We start from the raw sequence: 23,186 nt of genomic DNA, 5'->3' as shown, positions 1-23,186 counted from the left end.
ACATGACCGCGATCAGTCTCGGAATGCCGGCCGTCCCCCCGCCGCCCCTGGCCCCGCGCCGGCAGAGCCGCCAGATCAACGTCGGGGGAGTGTTGGTCGGCGGTGGCGCGCCGGTCAGCGTTCAGTCGATGACCACCACGCTCACCTCCGACATCAACGCGACGCTTCAGCAGATCGCCGAGCTGACCGCGTCGGGGTGCCAGATCGTCCGTGTCGCCGTCCCGTCCCAGGACGACGTCGAGGCGCTGCCCGCGATCGCCAAGAAGTCGCAGCTCCCGGTGATCGCCGACATCCACTTCCAGCCGAAATACGTGTTCGCCGCGATCGACGCCGGCTGTGCCGCGGTCCGGGTCAACCCGGGCAACATCCGGCAGTTCGACGACAAGGTCAAGGAGATCGCGAAGGCCGCCGGTGACGCCGGCATCCCGATCAGGATCGGCGTCAACGCGGGCTCGCTCGACAAGCGGCTCCTGGAGAAGTACGGCAAGGCCACCGCCGAGGCGCTGGTCGAGTCGGCGCTCTGGGAGTGCTCGCTCTTCGAGGAGCACGGCTTCCGGGACATCAAGATCTCGGTGAAGCACAACGACCCGGTCGTCATGATCCGGGCGTACCGGCAACTCGCCGAGCAGTGCGACTACCCGCTGCACCTCGGCGTCACCGAGGCCGGGCCGGCGTTCCAGGGCACCATCAAGAGCGCGGTCGCGTTCGGCGCCCTGCTCGCCGAGGGCATCGGCGACACCATCCGGGTCTCGCTCTCCGCGCCGCCGGTCGAGGAGATCAAGGTCGGCAACCAGATCCTGGAGTCGCTGGGTCTGCGCGAGCGCGGTCTGGAGATCGTGTCCTGCCCGTCCTGCGGCCGGGCCCAGGTCGACGTCTACACGCTCGCCGAGCAGGTCACCGCCGCTCTCGAGGGCTTCCCGGTGCCGCTGCGGGTGGCCGTCATGGGCTGCGTCGTCAACGGGCCCGGTGAGGCCCGTGAGGCCGACCTCGGCGTCGCGTCCGGCAACGGCAAGGGCCAGATCTTCGTCAAGGGCAAGGTCATCAAGACCGTGCCCGAGTCGATCATCGTGGAGACGCTGGTCGAGGAGGCGCTGCGGCTCGCCGACGAGATGGGCGCCGAACTCCCCGAGGAGTTGCGCGAGCTGCTCCCTGGCCCGACCGTCACCGTCCACTAGTCGTCTGAGTTCCTGTGGGGCCCGGTCACCGGCGTTCGCCGGGGCCGGGCCCTTCTCGTGCGCGCCGCCGGCGTCAGAACAAGGCCGGGCGTCAGAACAAGGCCGGGCGTCAGAACAAGGCCGGGCGTCAGAACAAGGCCGGGCGTCAGAACAAGGTCGGGCGTCAGAACAAGGCCGGGCGTCAGAACAAGACGGTGGCGAAGCTGCCGGCCGAGACGAAGCCGCAGTTCGCATAGACCCGGCGGGCCGCGGTGTTGTAGTCGTTCACATAGAGGCTCACGGTCGGCGCCACCCGGCGCAGCGCGTCCGCCACGACGGCGGCCATCGCTCCGGTGGCCAGGCCCATTCCCCGGTAGTCCGGATGCACCCAAACGCCCTGCACCTGTGTGGTCCGCCGGGTCACGATCGCCAGCTCGGCCTTGAAGATCACCAGGTCGCCGTCGAACCGTGCGTAGGCGCGTTTCGCCTTCACCAGCTCGGCGATCCGCCGCCGGTAACCGCGCCCGCCGTCGTCCAGCAACGGCGAGACCCCGACCTCTTCGGTGTACATCGCCACGGCCGCCGGGAAGAGTTGCTCCACCTCACCGGCGCGGACCAGGCGGACCTCCGGGTCCGGCCGGGTGGCCGAGTCGCGGTCGGTCACCAGCAGCGGCTGGTGGGGTCGCACGTCACGTGCCGGCCCCCAGTTGCCGCCGAGCCGGTCCCACAGGTCCAGCACCGCCTCGGACCGGCCGATGATCGAGGAGCAGATGCGCGGCTCGGCGCCGAGCAGGTCGGCGAAGGCCGCGGTCGCCGGCGGTGTGGCGCCCACCGGCACCAGGTGTGCCCCGGACCAGATGATCGACTCGATCTGTCGGCGCGGCTCGTAGCCGTAGATCCGCCCGTCGGAACGCCACCAGTTGAGTCCGTGGGCGGCCACCCGCTCCGCGATCTGGGCGCCCGCGTAGGGATCGGCGTCGAGGATCCGCTCGACGACCGGACGCTCGGGCTCGCCGAGCTGGCGTATGGGCACCGTCAACACAGGTACCACATTGCCAGATGAGCGCCCCTCGACACCTACCGCAACCCCGCGATCCGCCAAACGCTTGTCGTCGACACGTTGCCGATATATCGTCTAACTATCGACGACAGAACGGAGAAGATCATGAGACACATGCATGGAGGGCGCGGCGGGCCCGGCTGGGGCGGCGAGTTCCGCAGGCGCGGCTTCGGGTTCCCGCCCGGATTCCCCTTCGGCGGCGGACCCGGCGGACCCGGCTTCCCGCCGCCCGACTTCGGTGGCCGGCCCGGCCCCCGGCGAGGCCGTGGTCGCGGTCAGAACGTGCGGCCCGCCATCCTGGCGCTGCTGCTCGAGCGGCCGATGCACGGCTACGAGATGATCCAGGAGATCGACTCCCGCAGCGGCGGCATCTGGCGGCCCAGTCCCGGCTCGATCTATCCGACGCTCCAGTTGCTGGAGGACGAAGGGCTCATCGAGGCGACCGCCGACGGCGGCCGCAAGAGCTACCAGCTCACCGCCGACGGGCGTCCCGAGGCCGAGGCCGCCGCGCAGAACCCGCCGTGGGCGCAGTTCGGCGCCGACGCCATGTCCCAGGTGCAGGACTTCCGCGACGCGGCGGTCGGCATCATGGGCGCGCTCAAGCAGGTCGGTTTCAACGGCACCGCCGAGCAGCGCCAGAAAGCACTGGAGGTGCTCGGCGAGACCAAGCGCAAGCTTTACGCCATCCTCGCCGAAAGTGAATGACGCCGCCCAGGGCGGGGCAAGCCCGCGGCGGCTCGTGAGAACGCACCCGGACCGATCCGGGTGCGTTCTCACGTTATCGGGCCGGAGAGTCGCGGACCGCCGCGGCGACGCCCGCCGACCGCCTCCGGGAGGCCTCGGCCGTGCCCGCCCGGCCGAGGCGGCCGAAGGTCGCGGCCGCCTCGGGGCGCGACCCGGCGGTGCTGCTCAGGCGGGGTGGTGGCCGAGCCCGGCGATCAGGTCGAGAAGGGCCGGAAGGCCACCGCGCTCAAGCTCGGGTGTGGGAGTCAGGGCCATGACCGGCACCGTGACGCCGGCGTCCGCGTAGGCCTGGACGCGGGCCCGGCACTCGGCGGGCGAGCCGTGCACGATCAGCTCGTCGACCAGCGAATCCGGGATGGCGGCCAGAGCGCCCTTGCGGTCGCCGGACTGCCAGGCCTGCCACATCGGAGCCAGCGCCTCCTCGCGGCCGAGCCAGCGGTGGAAGGCGGCGTAGGCCGGAACCGTCAGATAGGCGGTGATCATGCGGCGGCCGACGGTGCGGGCGTAACCGGCGTCCTCCGTGGGGATCACGAAGATGCGGGCGGCCACCTCGAAGCCGGGCTTCGCCTCCTTGGTCTCGGCGAGGGCGGTCGCCACGTCCGAAGCGGCCAGCCAGTTCAGGATCACGCCGTCGGCCTCGGCGGCGGCCAGGCGGAGCATGCCGGGCCGCAGCGCGGCCAGCATGATCGGCGGCGGCGTCGCCGGCGGACGCTCCAGCCGGAAACGGCGCACCGAGAACGTGTCGAAGTCACCGTCGACCAGCTCGCCGGCCAGCGCCGACCGCAGGAAGCGCAGGACGTCGCGGCTGCGGGAGAAGGGCTGGGCGAAGTCGACGGCGTTCCAGTCGCCGACGACCACCGGTGAGGACGCGCCGATGCCCAGTTGGAAGCGCCCGGGTGCGGCCTCGGCGAGGGCGGCCGCGGTCATCGCCAGCAGGCCCGGACCGCGGGTGAAGACCGGCGCGATCGCGGTGCCCAGACGCAGTCGAGGCTCCCAGGCCGCGGCCAGCGTCAGCGGAGTGAAGCCGTCGGTGCCGGCGACCTCGGCCGACCAGGCATCGGTGAAACCGGCATCGGCCAGCGCGGAGAAGACGGCGGCGTGCCCGGAGAGCGGGACGCCGCCGAACGGCACGGTCATGCCCCATCGCATCGACATGCCCTTGATCCTGCCGGGCTCGGTTACGTGATGTCCACCACCTCGGCAGGGTTGAGGGATTTCCCATGAGTATGTTTTTGGACTGACCAGTCAGTTCAAATAAGGAGCCGTCATGTCGGTGCTGACCGCGACCGGCGCCGGAGTGCGTCATCGCCGTCGCTGGCTTGTCCGCGACCTCGACCTGCGGATCGAGGCCGGCGAGACGGTCGCCGTGGTCGGCCCGCCGGGGAGTGGGCGCACCACCGCGCTGCTCGCGCTGGCGAGACGGCTGCGGCTCACCACCGGCAGGATCGACCTCAGCGGTACGGCGGCGCTCGCTCACGTGCCCGACGTCGAGGAGCCCGAACCCGTCTTCACGGTCCTGGAACACGTCCGGGAACGACTGGCGCTGCTCGGCCGTCCCCGCCGGGCGGCCGCATCGATCCCGCTGTACGGCCTCGACCCGGACCTGCGAGGGCGGGACCTCTCGCCGTACCAGCGGCATCTTCTCGGTCTGACTCTGGCGATGCTGAACGAGCCGGCGGTGATCGCGCTCGACGGCGTCGACGCCGGCCTGGATCGTGCCGAGCAGGACGCCCTCTGGACGCTGCTCGCCGAGATCACCGCCGGTGGGGTCGCGGTCCTGGTGACCGCGCGGGAGATCGACCCGGCCCGGGTGGACCGGGTGGTGTCGCTCGGCGACCCGCGATCCGGCGCCCCGGGCCGCCCCACGATCGAGGCGCCGGCCAGAGACCTCGTGCCGGCGGTAGAGCCGGCGGTAGAAGAGGTGGACCCGCCGGTCGACGACATCGTGCCGGCGGAGGAAGAGGTGGACCCGCCGGCTGGAGACCCGGTGCCGGCGGAGGAGCCGGAAAAGGAGCCGGCGGAGCCGGAGGGGGAACCGCGGGTGGGGGAAGAGGACCGGCGGCCCGGGCGTGATGCCCGGCAGGAGACCGGTGACGAGGAGGACGCGCGATGACGGACTTCCCGACGCTGTCGCTCGCCGGGATGGAGCTGCGACGCTTCCTCCGTGGCCGCCTGACGGCCGCGGCGCTGGCGGTGCTCGCGGTGGTGCCGTTGCTCTACGGAGCGCTCTACCTGTGCGCTTTCTGGGACCCTTACGCACGGCTGAACCACATCCCGGCGGCGCTGGTCGTCGAGGATCAACCGGTGCGGACGTCCGAGGGCGAGATGCTGCACGCCGGGAAGGATCTCGCCGACGAGCTGGTGGAGCGGGAGATCTTCGACTGGCGGCTGGTCAGCGCCGAGGACGCCGAGCGGGGGCTGCGGGACGGGCGGTACCACCTGAAGCTGCACATCCCCGCGGACTTCTCGGCCGATCTCAGCGCGGCGCCGGAGACGGACAGCGTGCTGCGGACCGCCGAGTTGCAAGCGGTCAGCGACGACTCCACCAACTACCTTTCCGGCGTCTTCGGCCGTACGGCTTTCGACGAGGTGCGGGCGGCCGCGTCGGCGAGCGCCTCGGCGAAGTACTTCGACCGGATGCTGATCGGCTTCACCGATCTCAAGGAGCAGACCGGCAAGGCCGCCGATGGGGCGGCGGACCTGCGTAACGGCGCGGGCAAGGCGCAGTCCGGCGCGGGCGAGCTGGCCGGCCGCCTGGACTCGGCGGACAAGGGCGCCGGGAAGCTCGCGGCCGGGCTGGGGACCGCCGGGTCCGGCGCCGACAAGCTGGCGGACGGCTTGAAACAGTTGACGGCGGGCGCCGCCCAGATCGCCTCGGGCACCGCGGAGGCGGCCGGCGCCGGGCGGAAACTGGCGAACGTGGTCGACACCGCGGCCGACCGGGCCGAGCCGGTGCTGCGGGAGAACGCGCGGGCCATCGAAGACGCGGCGAACCGGGTCGCACGCGGCGCCGACAAGCTGGCGGCGAACGTCGGCCGGATCGACGACGCCGCGGACCGGGCGGCGGCCGACGCCCGGAAATTGCGGAACTATCTGGACGGGCTGCCCGAGGACACCCCCGGCCTGGCCGGGGCGCGGGAACTGGCCGACCGGCTGGTGCGCGACGCCGAGCAGGTCCAGAGCCGGATCGACGAGGCCGACCTGGACGGTCTGCGAAGCGAGCTGCGGGAGGTGGCGAAGACCGCACGAACGGTCGCGGCGGCCGCGCCGCACCTGGCCGATGACGTCGCCGCGGCCCGCGCCAAGATCGACGGTTTCGCCGCGGGCCTGGACAAGCTGGCGACCGCCACGAAGCGGCTGAGCTCGGGCACGGCCGACGCCGCGGCGGGCGCCACCGAGCTGCGCGGCGGTATCTTCCGGCTGGCCGACGGGGCCCGGAAGCTGGACAGCGGCCTGACGAAACTGTCGAACGGCGGCCACGAGCTCGCGACCGGACTCGGTGACCTGCGCGACGGGGCGGGGCAGCTGGCCGGCGGGCTGGCCGACGGCGCCGCGGAGATCCCGGGGTACGGCGACGCCGGCCAACGTGCCGACGTGCTCGCCGACCCGGTCTCGCTGGACCGAGTGGTGCGCCACCCGGCCGCCACCTACGGCGTCGGGTTCGCCCCGTACTTCCTGGCCCTGGCCCTCTGGGTCGGCGCCATGATCAATTACATGCTGCTGCGGCCGCTGAACCGGCGGTACCTGATGTCCGGCGCCCCGCCGCTGCGGGTCGCGCTGGCCGGGTTGCTCCCGGGCGTGCTGATGGGGGCGGTCCAGGCCGGCCTGCTCTACACGGTCGTGCACCTCGTGCTCGGCCTCGACCCGGTGCACGCCGGAGCGACTCTGGGCCTGATGCTGGGCACGGCCGCCGTCTTCGCCGCGATCATGCAGCTGACCGGCGCGGCGCTGGGACCGGCTGGGCGGGTCGTCGCGCTGGCGCTGCTGATGCTGCAACTCACCTCGTCCGGAGGGACCTATCCGGTCCAGACGTCACCGGAGTTCTTCCAGGTCATCCATCCGCTGCTTCCCATGACGTACGTGGTGGAGGGGATCCGGCACGCCGTCGACGGCGGCAGGGCGGCGACCGTGACCCACGACGCGCTGGCGCTGGCCGGTTTCGGGTTCGCGGCGCTGCTGCTGACGGTGGTGCTGGCCGGCAGGAAACGGCGGATGCGCACCGCTGACCTGCACCCCGAGCTGGTCCTCTAGGGTTCTGCTCGTGGAGACCGACGGGCGAAGCCGGCGACGTGAGGACACCCGGCAGCGGTTGTTCGAGGCGGCCGTCGCGCTCATCGCCGAACAGGGATTCTCGGCGACCACGGTGGACGACATCGCGTTGCGCGCCAAGGTGGCCAAGGGAACCGTCTACTACAACTTCAAATCCAAGACGGACCTCTTCGAGGAGTTGCTCCGGCACGGGGTGGGCCTGCTCACCGAGCAGTTCCGGGCCGCGGTGGAGGGCCTGCCGCCCCGCGAGGCGCTGCGCGCGCTGATCCGGGCCCAGTTGGAGTACATCCGGCGTTACCGGGCCTTCGCCCAGTTGCTGCTCTCCGAGATGTGGCGCACCAACCGGGAGTGGCAGCAGACCCTGATCCTGCTGCGCGAGCAGGCGATCGGGGTGATCGCGGAGACCGTGCAGGCCGGGGTCGACTCCGGGGACCTCCCGGCAGAGCTGGACGTGCCGGTGGCGTCGGCGGCGCTCTTCGGGGTGGGGCTGGTGGTGTCGGTGGACTGGCTGGTGTTCCAGCCCGACCGACCCATCGAGGACGTCGAGGCGTCTCTGCTGGCGATCGTGCGCCGGGTGGCGTGACCGCGGGCGTCTCCCCGTACCAGCGCGGGGGGTGGGAAACGCGGGAAGCGGGGGGGGCCGGCGCCGCGGCGGGGCGCCCCCCCCCCGGGGGGGGGCACCCCCGGGGGGGGGGGGCCCCCGGGGGGGGGGGGGGGGGGGACCCGGGGTCCGCGCGCGCCCGGGCTGCTCGGCGGGGCCGCGCGAACCTGGGGTCAGACGACCGGGGTGGAGTTCCGCCAGGCGGTGGCGTAGGAGGTCCGGCCGTTGGTGCGCAGCAGCGAGCCCTGATAGATGCGGGCTCCGGCCAGGATGGTCGCGGCGGTGGCGGCCAGGAGCACGGCCAGCGCGAGGTAGGGCTCCCATGCGGCGGCTTCGCCGCTGAAGATGCGGACCGGCATCGCGATCGGGGCGGAGAACGGGATGTAGGACAGCACCGTCATCGCGGTCGCATTGCCCTGAAGGGAGAGGACCAGGAAGAACGGCGTCATCACCAGCATCTGGAGCGGGGCTGAGGTGCCGTTGACGTCCTCCAGGCGGGCGGCGAGCGCCCCGACGCCGGCCCACAGGGTGGCGAGCATCAGGAAGCCGATCATGAAGAACGGCAGGAACCAGCCGACCGTCGGCAGGAGCGCGTCGATCACGGGGCCGCCGACGTCCGCGACCCGCATGCCGATCAGGCCCACCACGGCGAGCAGGGCGAGTTGCCCGAAGGCGAGCAGGGTCATGGCGGCGACCTTGCCGATCAGCAGGGCCCGGACGGGGACGCTGGAGACGAGGATCTCGACGATGCGGGTCTGCTTCTCCTCGGTGACGCTCTGCGCGATCTGTACGCCGAACGTCAGTGTCGTGAAGAAGAAGAGGACCGACAGGACGAACGGCACGAGGAACCGGGCGGCCTCGTTGACGGCGTCGGGCTCGAGGAACTCGACCGGCGGCGAGGTGCTGAGCGCGGAGACCACGTCATCCGGCGCCTCCTCCAGGGCGAGCACCCGTGGCCCGTCGACCACGGCCGCTTCCACCTCCTCCTCGCGGACCAGCCGTTCGGCGGTGGCGAGGTCGGGAACGGTCTGGACCTCCAGGCCGGCCTGTTCGAGGGCGGCCACGTGCGTGGCGCCGGTCACGGCGACCTTGGTGGGCCCGCCCTCCAGCAGCATCGGCAGGACGATGCCGAGCGCGGTGAAGAAGAGCAGCAGCACGGTGCTGAACAGGAACGCCTTGTCGCGCAGCTTGACCCGGACCTCCCGGCCCGCGACCAGTTTCGCGGCCTGCAACGTGGTCATCGGATCACCTCTCGGAAGATCTCGGCGAGGGAGGGCCGGATCGGGGCGAAGGTACGGACCGGGCCGCGGTCCAGGGCGGCTCGCAGGATCGGCTGTTCGTCGGCCTCGGCGGCCAGGTCGAAGACGGCGCGGTGGCCGTCCAGCTCGATCAGGGTGACCCCGGGCTGGTCGCGCAGCCAGCCGGCGTCGGTGTCGACCTCGATCTCGAACCGGGGGAGGGTGTACTGCTCCCGGAGCCAGGTGCGGGAGCCGGCGGCGCGGATCGTCCCGTCGGCGATGATCACCAGGTCGTCGCAGAGGCGTTCGACGAGTTCCAGCTGGTGGCTGGAGAAGAGCACGGCGGTGCCGGTACGGGCCCGTTCGCGGAGCACCGCGAGCACGGTCTCGACGGCGATCGGGTCGAGGCCGGAGAACGGCTCGTCGAGGACCAGCAGCTGCGGATCGTGCACCAGGGCGGCCGCGATCTGTGCCCGCTGCTGGTTGCCGAGGGACAGCTTCTCCACCGGATCGTTGGCGCGCTCGGTGAGTTCCAGGCGTTCCAGCAGGGTGGCGGTGCGGCGCTTGGCGTCGGCGGTGCCGAGTCCGTGCAACCGTCCGAGGTAGACGATCTGCTCGGTCACGGTCATCTTCGGGTAGAGCCCGCGCTCTTCCGGCATGTAGCCGAAGCCCTGCCGGTCCTCCCGGGTCACCGGGTTCCCGCACCAGGTCACCGTGCCGGTGTCGGCGGCGAGCACGCCCAGGATGATCCGCATGGTGGTGGTCTTGCCGGCGCCGTTCGCGCCGACGAAGCCGGTCAGCCGGCCGGACTCCACCGTGAACGACACGTCCTTGAGGACCTGGCGCTCACCGAAGGACCGGTTCACGGCCTCCACGTTCAGGACGGTTGTCATGTCACTAACGCTAGAGATCCGTCGATGCTCCGTCGTCCGGCGCGGGGATGTCCTCCGCAAGGATGACCTCAGCCTCCGGGACGGACCACTCCGAGCTCGTACGCCAGCACGACGGCCTGCGTCCGGTCACGGGCGCCGAGCTTCATCAGCACCCGGCTGACGTGCGTCTTCACCGTCGTCTCACCGAGGTGCAGGGCGACCGCGATCTCGGCGTTGGTGGCGCCGCCCGCGAGGAGGACGAGCACCTCGTGCTCGCGTGGGGTGAGCTGGTCGAGCCGGACGCCGGGGGTCACCGGGGTGGTGAAGGTGGAGATGACCCGCCGGGTGACGGCCGGGGCGAGCAGAGCCTCTCCGGAGGCGATCACGCGGATCGCCTCGGTCAGCGCTTCCGGGGTGCCGTTCTTCAGCAGGAAACCGCTGGCCCCGGCGCGGAGCGCGGCGAACAGGTAGTCGTCGCGGTCGAATGTGGTCAGGATGAGCACTGACGGCCCGCCTTCGGCGGCGATCCGCCGGGTTGCCTCCAGGCCGTCCATGCCGGGCATCTCGACGTCCATCAGCACCACGTCGGGCCGCAGGCGCAGGGCCATCTCGACGGCCTGGCCGCCGTCGGAGGCCTCGCCGGCCACCGTGATGTCGTCCTCCATCTCGAGGATGACCCGGAAGCCGGTGCGGACCAGTTGGTGGTCGTCGGCGAGCAGCACGCTGACGCTCATGAGGCGACACTCGCCTGGTACGGGAACCTCGCGCGAACCCGGTATCCGCCGTCGGGGTGCGGCCCGTGTTCGAGGGCCCCGTCGTGGACCGCCACCCGTTCCCGCATGCCGACCAGCCCCATGCCGCCGCTCGCCGCGGATCCGCCCCGCCCGTCGTCGGTTACGTCGAGTTCGAGCTCCCCGCTGAGGTAACGGACCCGGATGTCGAGGACCTGGGCGTGGGCGTGTTTGAGGGTGTTGGTCACGGCTTCCTGAACGATCCGGTAGGCGGCCAGGGACAGCGATTCGGGCAGTGGCACCGGATCACCGTAGACGGCGTACCGGACGGTCAGTCCGGCGTCCCTGGCCCGGTCGGTGATCTCCGGCAGCCGGTCGATGCCGGCCGGCGATTCCTTCTCGATGAGGCTGGAGGTGCGCAGCGCGCCGAGCATCCGTCGCAGTTCGTCGACCGCGTTCCGGGCGCCGTCCTCGATCGCGGCGAGCGCTGTGCGGGCCCGGGCCGGGTCCTTGTCGAGCGCCCGGCGGCAGGCGGACGCCTGGATGCCCATCACCGACACATGGTGGGCCACGACGTCGTGCAACTCACGGGCGATCCGGACCCGTTCGCCGAGGACGGCGCGCTCGGCGGCCAGAGCCTGTGCGGCGCGCAGCTCAGCGGCCTGCTCCTCCAACTCGTGGCTGCGCCGGACGCTCTGCCGGACCGCGTCGCCCATCAGGTAGCAGAAGGCGAAGAAGGCCGCGTTCACCACGAACGAGTTGAACGCCAGGGACGCCCGGACGGCGGGGTCGTCGTCCAGCCTGTGCCCGAAGATCACGAAGACCGCCGCGAGCCAGGCGAACATGGCGCCGATGATGGCCAGCCGCAGCGCACGGGACCGGACCGGATTCGGGCCCCACGCGCCAAGCGTGTAGATCGCCGCGAACAGGGCCCCGGTGGTGACCTGCTGTTCCTGTGAACCGCGGAACTGGCCGCCGATGAAGGCCAGCGCGATCACCACGGCGACCATGTCGGGGTGCCGGCGGCGCAGAACCAGGGGGAGTGTCGTGGCGACCACCCAGCAGATCTGCTCAGGGAGCGCCGCCGCGTGTTCGGACTCCAGGATCTCCGCCCGGCGAGCCAGGAAGAGGTTGAGAATGCCGACGACGGCGACGGCCAGACCCGTCCACCGGTCGGTGCGGCGCTGGCCGGCTGTCGGGCCGGGGCGCTGCCAGGCGTCGAGGGTCACCGATGACATGGCCTGACCCTCCCACGTCACCGCGGTCGTCAGTCGCGCCGGGTCTGTGTCGGGATGGTGGCGTCCTGGTCGGCGGTGACTTCGCCACCGAGTTCGCGGATGTGCCGGTGGGCGGCTTCGAGCCGGTCTTCGAGGGTGACGATCCGGCAGGCGGCGGCGAGCAGGAAACCCTCGTCGAGCAGCGTCCGCACGCGGACGGCCAGGTCGAGCTGGTGGCGGGAGTAGCGCCGGTGCCCGCCGGCCGACCGTTCCGGCTCGATCAGCCCGGCCTCGTCGAGGCTTCGCAGGAAGGCGGGAGTCACACCGATCGTCTCGGTGGCGCGTCCCATGCTGAACACCGGACTGTCTCGGTCCATGCGGTCTTTCTACACAGGGCTGGCGAACACAGGGCCGGCAGACATGGTCCAGGACCCCGGCGGGTAACCGGGGCCCTGGATTTTCAATTCTTGTGCCGGACCTTGCCGGCGCATGTGGTCGACCGGCTGCGTGCCGCTAGCGGTCGACCGGAGTGATGTGCATCGGCTGCGATCACCTCTCGTCGGGCCGGGGACGTCGTGATTACGCGTTGCTGCGGTATCTCGTCCTCCTTCTCCAACTCAGCGACAGTGCCAGTTGCGTGTCGGCCGTGACCGACAAATCAAACGTAGACCGATCCGAGCGAAATTTCTAGAGTCGCCGCTGTAGATTTTTTAGCCTAAAGGTCTGACTAGCTGCGGAAATGCTGTCGTGGGGAGGCGGCGGCACGGGGCGGGCGCTAACCGAAGAGAGAGGTGACCGCGCCCCGTGCCGCCGCCTGTGGGAGGGGTGTCCACACGCGATCCGGCCGAGGGATCGCTTGCGTCAAGGCTCGCATCGGGCCCCTGCCGCGGCAACGCAATTAACCCTGCGCATTGACGCCCGTAACACGGCGGAGCGATCATGACCGCATCAGTGGCTCAGGTCACAGACTTCGGGCAGGGGGCATCTCAGATGAGCACCGACGAAGAACGACTCGCCCAACTCGGATACAAACAGGAGCTTCACCGCCGGCTCTCCGGCTTCTCCAACTTCGCCGTCTCGTTCTCGATCATCTCGATCCTGGCCGGCGCGATCACCTCGTACGGCATCGCGATGAAGGCCGGCGGCCCGATGGCGATCACCCTGGGCTGGCTCTTCGTCGGCATCATGGTGACGTTCGTGGCGTTGGCCATGGCCGAGGTCTGTTCGGCCTATCCGACCGCCGGCGCCCTCTACTGGTGGGCCGCGGCGCTGGCCAAACGCAACAAGTCCGCCTGGGCCTGGTTCATCGGCTGGTTCAACTTCCTCGGCGAGGTCGCCGTCACCGCGGCCATCGACTTCGGCGCCGCGATCACCACGTCGGCGTTCCTCAGCCTCACCTTCGACATGGAGGTGACCGCGGTCCGGACGTTCCTGATCTTCCTGGTCATCATCGTCGTGCACGGGTTGCTGAACACCTTCGGCGTCAACCTGGTCCGGGTCCTGTCCGACGTGAGCGCCTGGTGGCACCTGGTCGGCGTGGCCGTGATCGTGGGAGTGCTGGCGGTCGTGCCGGACCAGCACAAGCCGGTCTCCGAGGTGTTCTTCGAGGTGCAGAACGCCACCGGCTTCACCTTCGCCGGGGCGGGCGTCTACGCCGTCCTGATCGGACTGCTGATGGCGCAGTACACCTACACCGGCTACGACGCCTCGGCGCACGTGGCGGAGGAGACCCACGACGCGGCCCGGGCCGCCCCGCGCGGCATCGTGATGTCGGTGGTGGTCTCGGTGCTCGCCGGCTTCGTCCTGCTCTTCGCGATCACCTGGTCCATCCAGGACTGGGACGCCGCCCGCGACACCCCGCTCGGCCTGCCGCCGGCGCAGATCTTCATCGACGCGGCCGGACACGACCTCGGCGTCTTCCTGCTCTTCATCTGCATGGTCGCCCAGTGGTTCTGCGGCATGGCCTCGGTCACCGCGAACTCGCGGATGTCCTACGCCTTCGCCCGCGACGACGCACTGCCCGGATCGCGGATCTGGAAGAAGGTCAACGTCCGCACCGGTACGCCCACCAACTCCATCTGGCTGTGCGTCACCCTCTCCACGCTCCTGGTGCTGCCCTCGCTCTGGAACACGGCCGCCTACGCCGCTGCCACGTCGATCGCGGTGATCGGCCTCTACATCGCCTACGTCGGCCCGGTCCTGCTGCGCCGGCTCAACCCGGACTTCCAGCCCGGCCCGTGGAACCTGGGCAGGTGGAGCGCCCCGGTCGGTTGGATCGCGATCGTCTGGGTAGCGGTCATCTGCGTCCTCTTCGTGCTACCGCCGTCGAGTCCGATCACCGCGGCGACCTTCAACTACACGATCGTCGCCGTGGCGGTGGTGGTCGGCGCGGCCGCGATCTGGTGGTTCGCGAGCGCCCGCCGATGGTTCACCGGGCCGAAGCAGAACCTCCTGGAGAAGGCCGCCCACGGCGAGCCCACCGACTGATAGGACTGATCCCATGGATCTCGAGGAACTCGACGTCTCCGTCAACAACGGCAGCATCGACACCGTCCTGCTGGCCCTGACCGACATGCAGGGCCGGCTGCAGGGCAAGCGGCTGCACGGGCGCTACTTCCTGGACGAGGTGGTGTCCGGCGGAAGTGAGGGGTGCAATTACCTGCTGGCCGTCGATGTCGACATGAACACCGTCGACGGGTACGAGATGTCCTCCTGGTCCACCGGCTACGGCGACTTCGTGATGAAGCCCGACTTCAGCACGATGCGCCGCGTCCCCTGGCAGCCCGGCACCGCGATCGTCCTCGCCGACCTGCTCGACACGGCGGGCCGGCCGGTGCCGGCCTCGCCACGGCAGATCCTGCGCCGCCAGCTCGACCGGCTGGCGGCGCACGGCCTGACCGCCTTCGCCGGCACCGAGCTGGAGTTCGTCCTCTACCGGGACACCTACGAGCAGGCGTTCAGCAAGAACTACCGCGACCTGGTCCCGGCAAACCAGTACAACGTGGACTACTCGCTGCTCGGCACCGCGCGGGTGGAGCCGCTGCTGCGCCGGATCCGCAACGACATGTACGGCGCCGGCCTCGTCCCGGAAAGCGCCAAGGGCGAGTGCAATCTCGGCCAGCACGAGATCGCCTTCCGCTACGCCGACGCCCTGACCAGCGCCGACAATCACGTGATCTACAAGAACGGGGCCAAGGAGATCGCCGCGCAGGAGGGCATGGCGCTCACCTTCATGGCCAAGCCCAACGAGCGCGAGGGCAACTCCTGCCACATCCACTTCTCGCTGCGCGACGAGAACGGCCGGTCGGCGATGCTCGGTGACGGGCCGGCCCACCTCAGTGAGACGGGACAGCGGGTGCTGGCCGGGCTGCTCGCCACGATGCGTGAGTTCAGCCTGCTCTTCGCGCCGAACATCAACTCGTACAAGCGCTACCAGCCGGGGTCGTTCGCGCCGACCGCGTTGCGCTGGGGTGTCGACAACCGGACCTGCTCGCTGCGGATCGCCGGGCACGGGCAGGGGATGCGGGTGGAGAACCGGGTGCCGGGCGGGGACGTCAACCCGTACCTCGCGATCGCCGCCCTGATCGCCGGCGCGCTGCACGGCATCGAGAACGAGCTGCCGCTGGAGGACGAGTTCGCCGGCAACGCCTATCAGGACGAGACCGCCGAGCGGGTGCCGGGGACGCTGCGGGACGCGGCTGACCTGTGGTCCGCCAGCGGCGTCGCGGAGGCGGCGTTCGGGGCCGGCGTGGTGGCGCACTACGCCAACATGGCGCGGGTCGAACTGGCCGCCTACGACGCCGCGGTGACCGACTGGGAACTGCGTCGCGGCTTCGAGCGCCTCTGAGTGTGTGAGGATCTTGGCGTGGGGACGACTGACGTGATCAACCCGGCGACGGGGGCGGTCATCACGACCGTACCGTCGCTGGGTTTGGAAGAGACCGACGCGGCGATCGAGCGTGCGCGGACGGCCTTCGACCAGTGGCGCCGGGTGGCGCCCGGAGACCGGGCGCGGCTGCTGCGCCGCTTCGCGGCGGTGGTCGAGGAGAACATCGAGGAGCTCGCACGCCTCGAGGTACGCAACGCGGGTCACACCATCGGCAACGCGCGGTGGGAGGCCGGCAACGTCCGGGACGTGCTGAACTACTACGCCGGCGCGCCCGAGCGGCTGTCCGGGCGGCAGATCCCGGTGGCCGGCGGCCTCGACGTCACCTTCCACGAGCCGCTCGGCGTGGTCGGGATCATCGTGCCGTGGAACTTCCCGATGCCGATCGCCGGCTGGGGGTTCGCCCCGGCGCTGGCGGCCGGCAACACGGTGGTGCTCAAGCCCGCCGAGCTGACCCCGTTGACCGCGATCCGCCTCGGTGAGCTGGCGCTGCAGGCCGGGCTTCCGGAGAACGTGTTCCAGGTGCTGCCGGGCAAGGGCAGCGTGGTCGGGCAGCGGTTCGTCACCCATCCGGCGGTGCGCAAGGTCTGCTTCACCGGCTCCACCGAGGTCGGCAAGTCGATCATGGCGGGCTGCGCCGACCAGGTGAAACGGGTGACTCTGGAACTCGGCGGGAAGAGCGCCAACATCGTCTTCGCGGACGCCGACCTCTCCGCCGCCGCCGCCGCCGCGCCGGGCGCGGTCTTCGACAACGCCGGCCAGGACTGCTGCGCCCGGTCGCGGTTGCTGGTCGAGGCTTCGGTGTACGACGAATTCCTCGCCCTGCTGGAACCGGCCGTCCACGATTTCCGGGTCTTGGATCCCTCCAGCGACTTGTCCGAGATGGGGCCGCTGATCTCGTCCGGTCAGCGTGCCACGGTCTCCTCCTATCTGGACGGCGCTGACGTGGCGTTCCGTGGCTCTTGCCCCGACAGTGACGGCTGGTGGTTCCCGCCGACCGTTCTGCTGGCGCGCTCGGCCGCCGACCGGCACTGGCGCGAGGAGATCTTCGGCCCCGTCGTGAGTGTGCTGCCGTTCCGGGACGAGCAGGAGGCGGTCCGGCTGGCCAACGACACCGAGTACGGCCTCTCCGGCTCGGTCTGGACGTCGAACGTGGGCCGCGCCCTGCGGATGGCACGAGCCGTGGAGACCGGTGCGCTGAGTGTCAACAGCAACTCATCGGTCCGGTACTGGACGCCGTTCGGTGGCATGAAACAGTCCGGCCTCGGCCGCGAGCTGGGACCGGACGCGCTGCTGTCGTTCACCGACGTGAAGAACGTCTATATCGCAACGGGAGAGTGAGTGGAGCGTTTACAGGACCGGGTCGCCGTGATCACCGGCGCCGGCAGTGGGATCGGCCTGGCCACGGCCCGCAGGTTCGCCGAGGAGGGCGCCAAGGTGGTCGCCGTGGACATCTCCGAGGCGGCCGGGAAAGCGGTCGCCGAGGAGGTCGGCGGCGAGTTCGTGGCCTGCGACGTCAGCGAAGAGGAGCAGGTCAGGTCGCTCTTCGACGGCGTCGTGGAACGGCACGGGCGGGTCGACATCGCGTTCAACAACGCCGGCATCTCGCCGCCCGACGACGACTCGATCCTGGTCACCGGCCTGGACGCCTGGGAGCGCGTCCTCAAGGTCAACACGACGAGCGTGTTCTTCTGCTGCAAGTACGCGATCCCGCACATGCAGCGGCAGGGCAAGGGCTCGATCATCAACACCGCCTCGTTCGTGGCTCTGCTCGGTGCGGCCACCTCGCAGATCGCCTACACCGCCAGCAAGGGCGGCGTGCTGGCGATGACCCGGGAACTGGGCGTGCAGTTCGCCCGGGAAGGCATCCGGATCAACGCGCTCTGCCCCGGCCCGGTGGCCACCCCGCTGCTGATGGATCTCTTCGCCAAGGACCCGGAACGGGCCGCCCGCCGGCTGGTGCACGTGCCGATGGGCCGGTTCGCCGAACCCGCGGAGATCGCCGCCGCGGTGGCGTTCCTGGCGAGTGACGACGCGTCGTTCATGACGGCCTCGCAGTTCGTCGTCGACGGCGGTATCACCGGAGCGTACGTAACACCGCTCTGATGTTTACCGACCCGCTACGGTGGGGATGCAACCCCTGAACGCCCAGTTCAACAAGGTGTATGGGGTCGAATCCCCGCCCATGCGGTCGAGATCCCGCGCGGGTGGGACAGAAGGGCCCGTGACGCGGCGCCGGTTCTCCGGCGCCGCGCGCCTGTGACTACGGTGGTGCGATGCGTCCGATCATCGGCATAACGTCCTATGTGCTGCCCGCGACGTGGGGCGTCTGGACCGATCTTCCGTCCGCGCTGGTCCCGCACGACTACACCGAGGCGATCCGGCTCGCCGGCGGGCGCGCCGTGATCCTTCCGCCCGACGACCACGATCCCGATGTGCTCGACCGTCTGGACGGCCTGCTGCTGGCCGGCGGCCCCGACCTGCAGCCGTCGCTGTACGGCCAGGACCACGGCGCGCACACCGTGACCGACCCGGAGCGGGACACCGCCGAACTGCTGCTGCTCCGCGCCGCCCTCGACCGCGACCTGCCGGTCCTCGGCGTCTGCCGGGGCATGCAGATGCTCGCCGTCGCGGCCGGCGGCACCCTGCACCAGCACCTGCCGGACGTGCTCGGCCACGAGAAGCACCGTCCAGGCCCCGGCATCTACGGGGAGCAGCACGCGACCTTCGTCCCAGGCAGCCGCATCGCGGGGCTGATGGGCCCGGACACGACCATCAACTGTTTCCATCACCAGGGCATCGACGGCGCGGGCTCGCTCACCGTCACCGGGCGGGCCTCGGACGGCCTGCCCGAAGCGGTGGAGGACCCGTCCCACCGGTTCGTCCTCGGCGTCCAGTGGCATCCGGAGGTCGGCCGTGACCGGCGGCTCTTCGGCGCCTTGGTGGTGGCGGCCAGCAAGGAGACTCGTTAGACATGCGCAGACCGCTGATCGGCCTCACCGCGTACGCCGAGCACGTGCAGTACGGCCGCAACGAACTGATGGCCGGGATGCTGCCGATGACCTACGTGAGAGCGGTGCACGCCACCGGCGGCCGGGCCGTCCTGATCACACCCGACGAGCCGGGCACCGACGTGCTCGAGGCGCTGGACGGGATCGTGTTCTGCGGCGGCGGCGACATCGACCCGGCCAACTGGGGCGCCCCGCGTCACCCGGCCACCGAGGTCGACACGGTCCGGGACGTCGCTGAGCTGATGCTGATGCGTGCCGCCCTCGCGGCCGGCCTGCCGATGCTCGGCGTCTGCCGGGGCATGCAGCTGATGGCCGTGGCCACCGGCGGCTCGCTGCACCAGCACCTGCCCGACGTGGTCGGCCACGAGCGGCACCGGGCGGCGTCCGGCACCGACCCGCTCGCCGCCGGCGCCGGTGACTACGGCCGGCACGACGTGGTCGTCGAGGAGGACACGATGGCGCACCGCCTCTTCGGCCGCACCCTCACGGTGAACTCGTTCCACCATCAGGCGATCGCCGATCCGGGTGAGTTCATCCCGGTCGGCTGGTGCCCCGACGACCAGACCATCGAGATCGTCGAGCATCCCGGCCCGGCCTTCGCGCTGGGCGTGCAGTGGCACCCCGAACGCACCGCCGACCTGCGCTCCTTCAAAGCCCTGGCCGAGGCGTCGGTGCGGGACCGCGTGGCCGCCGCCTGACGAGCGGTCCCCCCGGTCCGGTGTTAACGTGCGACCGGACCGGGTGTGCCGACCGGGTCCCGTGGATCCGTGGGAGGCATGCGTATGGGTCCCGTGCCGAGGCGGTTGCGCAACGCCTTCGAGCGGGGCGGCGAGATGGGCGCCCGGATGTCCGCACTGGACTGGTCCGCCACCGCGATCGGTGAGCCGTCCGCCTGGCCGCCCGAGCTGGCCGACGCGGTCACCACCATGCTCGCGTCACAGGCCCAGATGATCCTCTTCTGGGGCCCGGAGTACGTGGCGCTCTACAACGACACGTACGCCGCGACGATGGGCGGCAAGCATCCCGGATTTCTCGGGCGGCCCGGGCGCGAGCTGTGGGGCGAGATCTGGGACGTCCTGCGTGAGCTGTTCGACGGAGTGATCGCGGACGACCGGTCGTTCTACGCCCGCGACCACCTCTTCATGATCGAGCGGTACGGCTTCCTGGAGGAGACGTACTTCGACGTCTCGTACGACCCGATCCGGTCCGCCGACGGCGTTCCCGGCGGGGTGCTGTGCATCGTCAGCGAGACCACCGGCCGGGTCCTCGGCGAGCGCCGGGTGCGCACGCTCAGCGCGCTGGGCCGCCGCCTCGCCGACTCACCCGACCAGGCCGCGCTCGCCGACCAGGCCGCCGCGGTGCTCACCGGTGACACCCGGGACGTGCCGTTCGCCGCGCTGATCCTGGACGACCCCGCACCGCACCCGGCGATCCGCGCGGTGCTGGCCGGCGGGAAGCCCGGACTGATCCCGCTGGCCGAGCTGACCGACCCGGCGCCGTCCGCCGCCGACGACGCGCTGGTGCTGCCGGTCGGCTCGGGCGCGGACACGGTCGGCGCCCTGGTCCTCGGAGTCAGCCGGTTCCTGGCGCTGGACACCGGCTACCTCGACTTCCTCGAACTGGCGGCGGCGCAGATCTCCCGGGCCGTCGCCAACGTGCGGGCGTTCGAGCACGAGCGCCGGCGGGCCGCCGACCTGGCCGCCCTGGATCAGGCGAAGACCAGCTTCTTCTCGAACGTGAGCCACGAGTTCCGTACCCCGCTGACGTTGATCCTCGGTCCTCTGGAGGATCTGCTGGAGGACCCGGCGGCGGCGGGGGCGCGCGAGCGGCTGGTCCCGGTGCACCGCAACGCGCTGCGCCTGCTCAAGCTGGTCAACACCGTGCTCGACGTCTCGCGCATGGAGTCCGGCCGGATGGCGGCCGTCTACCGGCCGACCGATCTGGCGCAGCACACCGCGCGGCTGGCCGGGACCTTCCGGCCGGCGATCGAGCGGGCCGGGCTGACGCTCACCGTGGAGGCGCCCCCGCTCGGTGAACCGGTCCACGTCGACCACGAACTGTGGGAGAAGATCGTTTTCAACCTGCTCTCCAACGCCGTCAAGTTCACCCGGGAGGGCGGCGTCGAGGTGCGGGTCCGGGCCGAGGACGGCAACGCGGTGCTGTCGGTGCGCGACACCGGCGTCGGCATCCCGGAGGCCGAGCAGGCGTTGCTCTTCGACCGCTTCCACCGGGTCACCGGGGCCTGGTCGCGCAGCCACGAGGGCTCCGGGATCGGGCTCGCGCTGGTCCGGGAACTGGCCGGGCTGCACGGCGGCTCGGCGGGTGTGCGCAGCCGGCCGAACCAGGGCAGCGAGTTCACCGTGCGGATCCCGTTCGGCACCGCTCACCTGCCACCGGAGCGGATCAGCGACGACCCGTCGCCGCCCGCCGACGCGGTCGAGCCGCGGCTCTGGGTCGACGAGGCGACCTGGTGGGCGGGGGACGGCCCGGCGGCGCCGCAGCCGGCGTTCGACGGCCCCGGCGGGCGGATCCTGCTCGCCGACGACAACGCCGATCTGCGCGAGCACGTGTCGCGTCTACTCCGGCCGTACTGGTCGGTGGTCACCGCGGTGGACGGCGTGAGCGCCCTGGAACTGGCCCGGGAGCAGCAGTTCGACCTGGTGCTCACCGACGTGATGATGCCCCGGCTGGACGGCTTCGGCCTGATCGCCGAACTGCGCGCCGACCCGCGGACCCGCGACGTCCCCATCGTGGTGCTCTCGGCCCGCGCCGGCGAGGAGGCGGCCGTCGAAGGCCTGGCCGCGGGCGCCGACGACTACCTGGTCAAGCCGTTCTCCACCCGAGAGCTGACCGCCCGGGTCCGGGCCAACCTCGAACTCGGCCAGCTGCGCCGGGAGATCGTCAGCCGGCTGCGCGGACTCGTCGACGCGGCCGCCGCCCTGAACGCCGTCCCCACCACCGCCGAGGTGCTCGAGGTCGCGGCCCGCCACGTGCTGACCATGACGTCGGCCGGCCGGGTGGTGCTGACCACGCCCGACGGCCGGGCCGAACGCGACGGTGGCGCCGCCGGGTCGGCACCGCCCGACGTGATCCTGCCGCTGCCGGACACCACCGGGCCGCCGCTGGGCGAACTGCGGGTGTGGTCCGGCGCGAGCGGCCCGGCCGAACCGGTGGTGCTCACCCAGTTGGCCCGCCTGGTCGGGCTGCGGCTGGCCAACGCCCGGCTCTACGAGACCGAGCACCGGATCGCCTCCACCCTGCAGCACAGCCTGCTGCCGCAGACCCTGCCCCGGGTGCCGGGCGCGCTCGTGGCCGGCCGCTACGTGCCCGGCAGCAGCGAGGCACGGGTGGGCGGCGACTGGTACGACGTCATCGCCGGCCCGGACGGCGAGCTGTTCCTGGTGATCGGCGACGTGGTCGGCAAGGGCGTGCAGGCCGCCGCCGGAATGGGGCAGCTCCGGAACGCGCTGCGGGCGTACCTGCTGGAGGGCTTCGACTGCGGCACCGCGCTGAGCCGCCTGAACCGGCTGGTGGACACGCTCGGGCGGCGGCAGTTCGCGACCGTGATCTGCGTCGGGTTCGACCCACGGACCCGGCGGATGCGCTTCTCGTCGGCCGGCCACCCGTCACCGGTCCTGATCCAGCCCGGCGAGACGGGCACCTTCCTGCACGGCTCGGCGCTGGGCCCGCCGATCGGGGCGCTCGGGTCGGTCACCTACCCCACCCGGGAGATCTGGCTGGAGGCGGGCGCCCGCCTGCTGCTCTACACCGACGGCCTGATCGAGGACCGCCGCCGGGGCATCGACGACGGTCTCGCCGAGCTGACCGCGGACGTCGCGAAACCCACCGAACACATCGACGACCTGCTCGACACGCTGCTGGCCAAGGCGTCCCGGCAGACCCGCCGGGACGACATCGCGCTGGTCGCCATGGAGGTGACCGAGCCCCGCGAGTTCGTGCTGCGGCTGCCGGCCGAACCGGGCCGGCTCATCGTGATGCGCCGCCGTCTGGAGGACTTCCTGGCCGCGCACGACGTGCCCGAGGCGGACTCCTTCGACCTGGTGGTGGCGGTCTCCGAAGCGGCCGCCAACGCCGTCGAGCACCCGGTCGACCCGGCCGAGCCGGTGATCACCGTGACCGCGTCGCTCCTGCCGGACGCGGTGCTGGTGACCGTCCGCGACACCGGGAGCTGGCGCCCGGCCACCGACGCCGGGTTCCGGGGCCGTGGGCTGGCCCTGATCGGCGCGCTCACCGAACTGTCGGTGCACCGCTCCGCCGAGGGCACCGAGGTGAGCCTGCGGCGTCCTCTCACGAGGCCGTGAGCCCCAGTCCCCGGCCAGGGGCTGCTCGCTGTCGTTCACGAGGCGGTGAGCCAGTCCCCGGCCAGGGGCTGCTCGCTGTCG

Annotated in this window: 19 protein-coding genes; 12 read left to right on the top strand and 7 right to left on the bottom strand. The window is 71.3% G+C overall.

The window, feature by feature from the left end; translation table 11 throughout:
- Positions 1-2 precede the first annotated feature (2 nt).
- Complete coding sequence (gene ispG, locus QLQ12_RS03165) at positions 3-1,175, top strand: flavodoxin-dependent (E)-4-hydroxy-3-methylbut-2-enyl-diphosphate synthase (protein WP_282756999.1); 1,173 nt, start codon at positions 3-5, stop codon at positions 1,173-1,175.
- Positions 1,176-1,356: 181 nt separating this feature from the next.
- Here ispG and QLQ12_RS03160 read toward each other — a convergent pair whose 3' ends face one another.
- Positions 1,357-2,196 carry a GNAT family N-acetyltransferase gene (locus tag QLQ12_RS03160; RefSeq protein ID WP_282756998.1) on the bottom strand — a complete coding sequence of 280 codons (840 nt, stop codon included), beginning with the start codon at positions 2,194-2,196 and terminating at the stop codon, positions 1,357-1,359.
- A 123-nt stretch (positions 2,197-2,319) separates the two neighbouring features.
- On the opposite strand from QLQ12_RS03160, the gene QLQ12_RS03155 reads away from it, so the two are divergent.
- Positions 2,320-2,919 carry a PadR family transcriptional regulator gene (locus QLQ12_RS03155; protein ID WP_407651398.1) on the top strand — a complete coding sequence of 200 codons (600 nt, stop codon included), beginning with the start codon at positions 2,320-2,322 and terminating at the stop codon, positions 2,917-2,919.
- Between the two features lie 204 nt (positions 2,920-3,123).
- On the opposite strand, the gene QLQ12_RS03150 is transcribed toward QLQ12_RS03155, so the two are convergent.
- Positions 3,124-4,113 carry an LLM class F420-dependent oxidoreductase gene (locus tag QLQ12_RS03150; protein WP_282756997.1) on the bottom strand — a complete coding sequence of 330 codons (990 nt, stop codon included), beginning with the start codon at positions 4,111-4,113 and terminating at the stop codon, positions 3,124-3,126.
- Between the two features lie 112 nt (positions 4,114-4,225).
- Here QLQ12_RS03150 and QLQ12_RS03145 point away from each other — a divergent pair, with 112 nt between their 5' ends.
- From QLQ12_RS03145 to QLQ12_RS03135, 3 genes are read left to right on the top strand one after another with little or no spacing between them, the layout of a single operon-like run.
- A complete protein-coding gene (locus tag QLQ12_RS03145) occupies positions 4,226-5,071 on the top strand; it encodes an ATP-binding cassette domain-containing protein (RefSeq protein ID WP_282756996.1) in 846 nt (281 codons plus the stop codon).
- Positions 5,068-7,209, top strand: a complete 2,142-nt coding sequence (locus QLQ12_RS03140; protein ID WP_282756995.1) for a YhgE/Pip domain-containing protein — start codon at positions 5,068-5,070, stop codon at positions 7,207-7,209. The genes QLQ12_RS03145 and QLQ12_RS03140 overlap by 4 nt, the downstream gene beginning before the upstream one ends.
- Before the next feature lie 4 nt (positions 7,210-7,213).
- Complete coding sequence (locus tag QLQ12_RS03135; RefSeq protein ID WP_282757332.1) at positions 7,214-7,810, top strand: TetR/AcrR family transcriptional regulator; 597 nt, start codon at positions 7,214-7,216, stop codon at positions 7,808-7,810.
- Between the two features lie 191 nt (positions 7,811-8,001).
- Here QLQ12_RS03135 and QLQ12_RS03130 read toward each other — a convergent pair whose 3' ends face one another.
- From QLQ12_RS03130 to QLQ12_RS03110, 5 genes are all read right to left on the bottom strand, one after another.
- The gene (locus QLQ12_RS03130) at positions 8,002-9,069 is read right to left on the bottom strand and encodes an ABC transporter permease (protein WP_282756994.1); all 1,068 of its coding nucleotides are present in this window, start codon (positions 9,067-9,069) and stop codon (positions 8,002-8,004) included.
- The gene (locus QLQ12_RS03125; protein ID WP_282756993.1) at positions 9,066-9,959 is read right to left on the bottom strand and encodes an ABC transporter ATP-binding protein; all 894 of its coding nucleotides are present in this window, start codon (positions 9,957-9,959) and stop codon (positions 9,066-9,068) included. Before QLQ12_RS03125 ends, QLQ12_RS03130 begins: the two co-directional genes overlap by 4 nt.
- A 68-nt stretch (positions 9,960-10,027) precedes the next feature.
- Positions 10,028-10,672, bottom strand: a complete 645-nt coding sequence (locus QLQ12_RS03120) for a response regulator (protein WP_282756992.1) — start codon at positions 10,670-10,672, stop codon at positions 10,028-10,030.
- Entirely contained in the window at positions 10,669-11,907 is a 1,239-nt protein-coding gene (locus QLQ12_RS03115; RefSeq protein WP_282756991.1) for a sensor histidine kinase, read from the bottom strand. Before QLQ12_RS03115 ends, QLQ12_RS03120 begins: the two co-directional genes overlap by 4 nt.
- Positions 11,908-11,936: 29 nt before the next feature.
- A complete protein-coding gene (locus QLQ12_RS03110) occupies positions 11,937-12,263 on the bottom strand; it encodes a MerR family transcriptional regulator (RefSeq protein WP_282756990.1) in 327 nt (108 codons plus the stop codon).
- A gap of 613 nt (positions 12,264-12,876) precedes the next feature.
- Here QLQ12_RS03110 and QLQ12_RS03105 point away from each other — a divergent pair.
- The 7 genes from QLQ12_RS03105 to QLQ12_RS03075 all read left to right on the top strand — a co-directional run bounded on the left by QLQ12_RS03105 (position 12,877) and on the right by QLQ12_RS03075 (position 23,105).
- Positions 12,877-14,373 carry an amino acid permease gene (locus tag QLQ12_RS03105; protein ID WP_282756989.1) on the top strand — a complete coding sequence of 499 codons (1,497 nt, stop codon included), beginning with the start codon at positions 12,877-12,879 and terminating at the stop codon, positions 14,371-14,373.
- A 13-nt stretch (positions 14,374-14,386) separates the two neighbouring features.
- Positions 14,387-15,733 carry a glutamine synthetase family protein gene (locus tag QLQ12_RS03100; protein ID WP_282756988.1) on the top strand — a complete coding sequence of 449 codons (1,347 nt, stop codon included), beginning with the start codon at positions 14,387-14,389 and terminating at the stop codon, positions 15,731-15,733.
- A gap of 18 nt (positions 15,734-15,751) precedes the next feature.
- Positions 15,752-17,113 carry an aldehyde dehydrogenase family protein gene (locus QLQ12_RS03095; protein ID WP_282756987.1) on the top strand — a complete coding sequence of 454 codons (1,362 nt, stop codon included), beginning with the start codon at positions 15,752-15,754 and terminating at the stop codon, positions 17,111-17,113.
- A complete protein-coding gene (locus QLQ12_RS03090) occupies positions 17,114-17,878 on the top strand; it encodes a 3-oxoacyl-ACP reductase (RefSeq protein ID WP_282756986.1) in 765 nt (254 codons plus the stop codon).
- Between the two features lie 170 nt (positions 17,879-18,048).
- Positions 18,049-18,744: a gamma-glutamyl-gamma-aminobutyrate hydrolase family protein gene (locus QLQ12_RS03085; protein ID WP_282756985.1), complete on the top strand. Its 696-nt coding sequence runs from the start codon at positions 18,049-18,051 to the stop codon at positions 18,742-18,744.
- A gap of 2 nt (positions 18,745-18,746) precedes the next feature.
- Positions 18,747-19,481: a gamma-glutamyl-gamma-aminobutyrate hydrolase family protein gene (locus tag QLQ12_RS03080; protein ID WP_282756984.1), complete on the top strand. Its 735-nt coding sequence runs from the start codon at positions 18,747-18,749 to the stop codon at positions 19,479-19,481.
- An 84-nt stretch (positions 19,482-19,565) separates the two neighbouring features.
- On the top strand, positions 19,566-23,105 hold the full coding sequence (locus QLQ12_RS03075; RefSeq protein WP_282757331.1) for a SpoIIE family protein phosphatase: 3,540 nt from the start codon (positions 19,566-19,568) through the stop codon (positions 23,103-23,105).
- The last annotated feature ends 81 nt before the right edge of the window (positions 23,106-23,186 follow it).

Source organism: Actinoplanes sandaracinus (assembly GCF_030009775.1).
Lineage (GTDB): Bacteria > Actinomycetota > Actinomycetes > Mycobacteriales > Micromonosporaceae > Actinoplanes > Actinoplanes sandaracinus.
This window is presented reverse-complemented; position numbering and strand designations above follow the sequence as displayed.

Coding starts and splice junctions, on each gene's coding strand:
- QLQ12_RS03145 (WP_282756996.1), top strand. CDS start 4,226: ATGTCGGTGCTGACCGCGACCGGCGCCGGAGTGCGTCATCGCCGTCGC.
- QLQ12_RS03110 (WP_282756990.1), bottom strand. CDS start 12,263: ATGGACCGAGACAGTCCGGTGTTCAGCATGGGACGCGCCACCGAGACG.
- QLQ12_RS03140 (WP_282756995.1), top strand. CDS start 5,068: ATGACGGACTTCCCGACGCTGTCGCTCGCCGGGATGGAGCTGCGACGC.
- QLQ12_RS03100 (WP_282756988.1), top strand. CDS start 14,387: ATGGATCTCGAGGAACTCGACGTCTCCGTCAACAACGGCAGCATCGAC.
- QLQ12_RS03085 (WP_282756985.1), top strand. CDS start 18,049: ATGCGTCCGATCATCGGCATAACGTCCTATGTGCTGCCCGCGACGTGG.
- QLQ12_RS03115 (WP_282756991.1), bottom strand. CDS start 11,907: ATGTCATCGGTGACCCTCGACGCCTGGCAGCGCCCCGGCCCGACAGCC.
- QLQ12_RS03150 (WP_282756997.1), bottom strand. CDS start 4,113: ATGTCGATGCGATGGGGCATGACCGTGCCGTTCGGCGGCGTCCCGCTC.
- QLQ12_RS03120 (WP_282756992.1), bottom strand. CDS start 10,672: ATGAGCGTCAGCGTGCTGCTCGCCGACGACCACCAACTGGTCCGCACC.
- QLQ12_RS03155 (WP_407651398.1), top strand. CDS start 2,320: ATGAGACACATGCATGGAGGGCGCGGCGGGCCCGGCTGGGGCGGCGAG.
- QLQ12_RS03075 (WP_282757331.1), top strand. CDS start 19,566: ATGGGTCCCGTGCCGAGGCGGTTGCGCAACGCCTTCGAGCGGGGCGGC.
- QLQ12_RS03125 (WP_282756993.1), bottom strand. CDS start 9,959: ATGACAACCGTCCTGAACGTGGAGGCCGTGAACCGGTCCTTCGGTGAG.
- ispG (WP_282756999.1), top strand. CDS start 3: ATGACCGCGATCAGTCTCGGAATGCCGGCCGTCCCCCCGCCGCCCCTG.
- QLQ12_RS03080 (WP_282756984.1), top strand. CDS start 18,747: ATGCGCAGACCGCTGATCGGCCTCACCGCGTACGCCGAGCACGTGCAG.
- QLQ12_RS03105 (WP_282756989.1), top strand. CDS start 12,877: ATGAGCACCGACGAAGAACGACTCGCCCAACTCGGATACAAACAGGAG.
- QLQ12_RS03130 (WP_282756994.1), bottom strand. CDS start 9,069: ATGACCACGTTGCAGGCCGCGAAACTGGTCGCGGGCCGGGAGGTCCGG.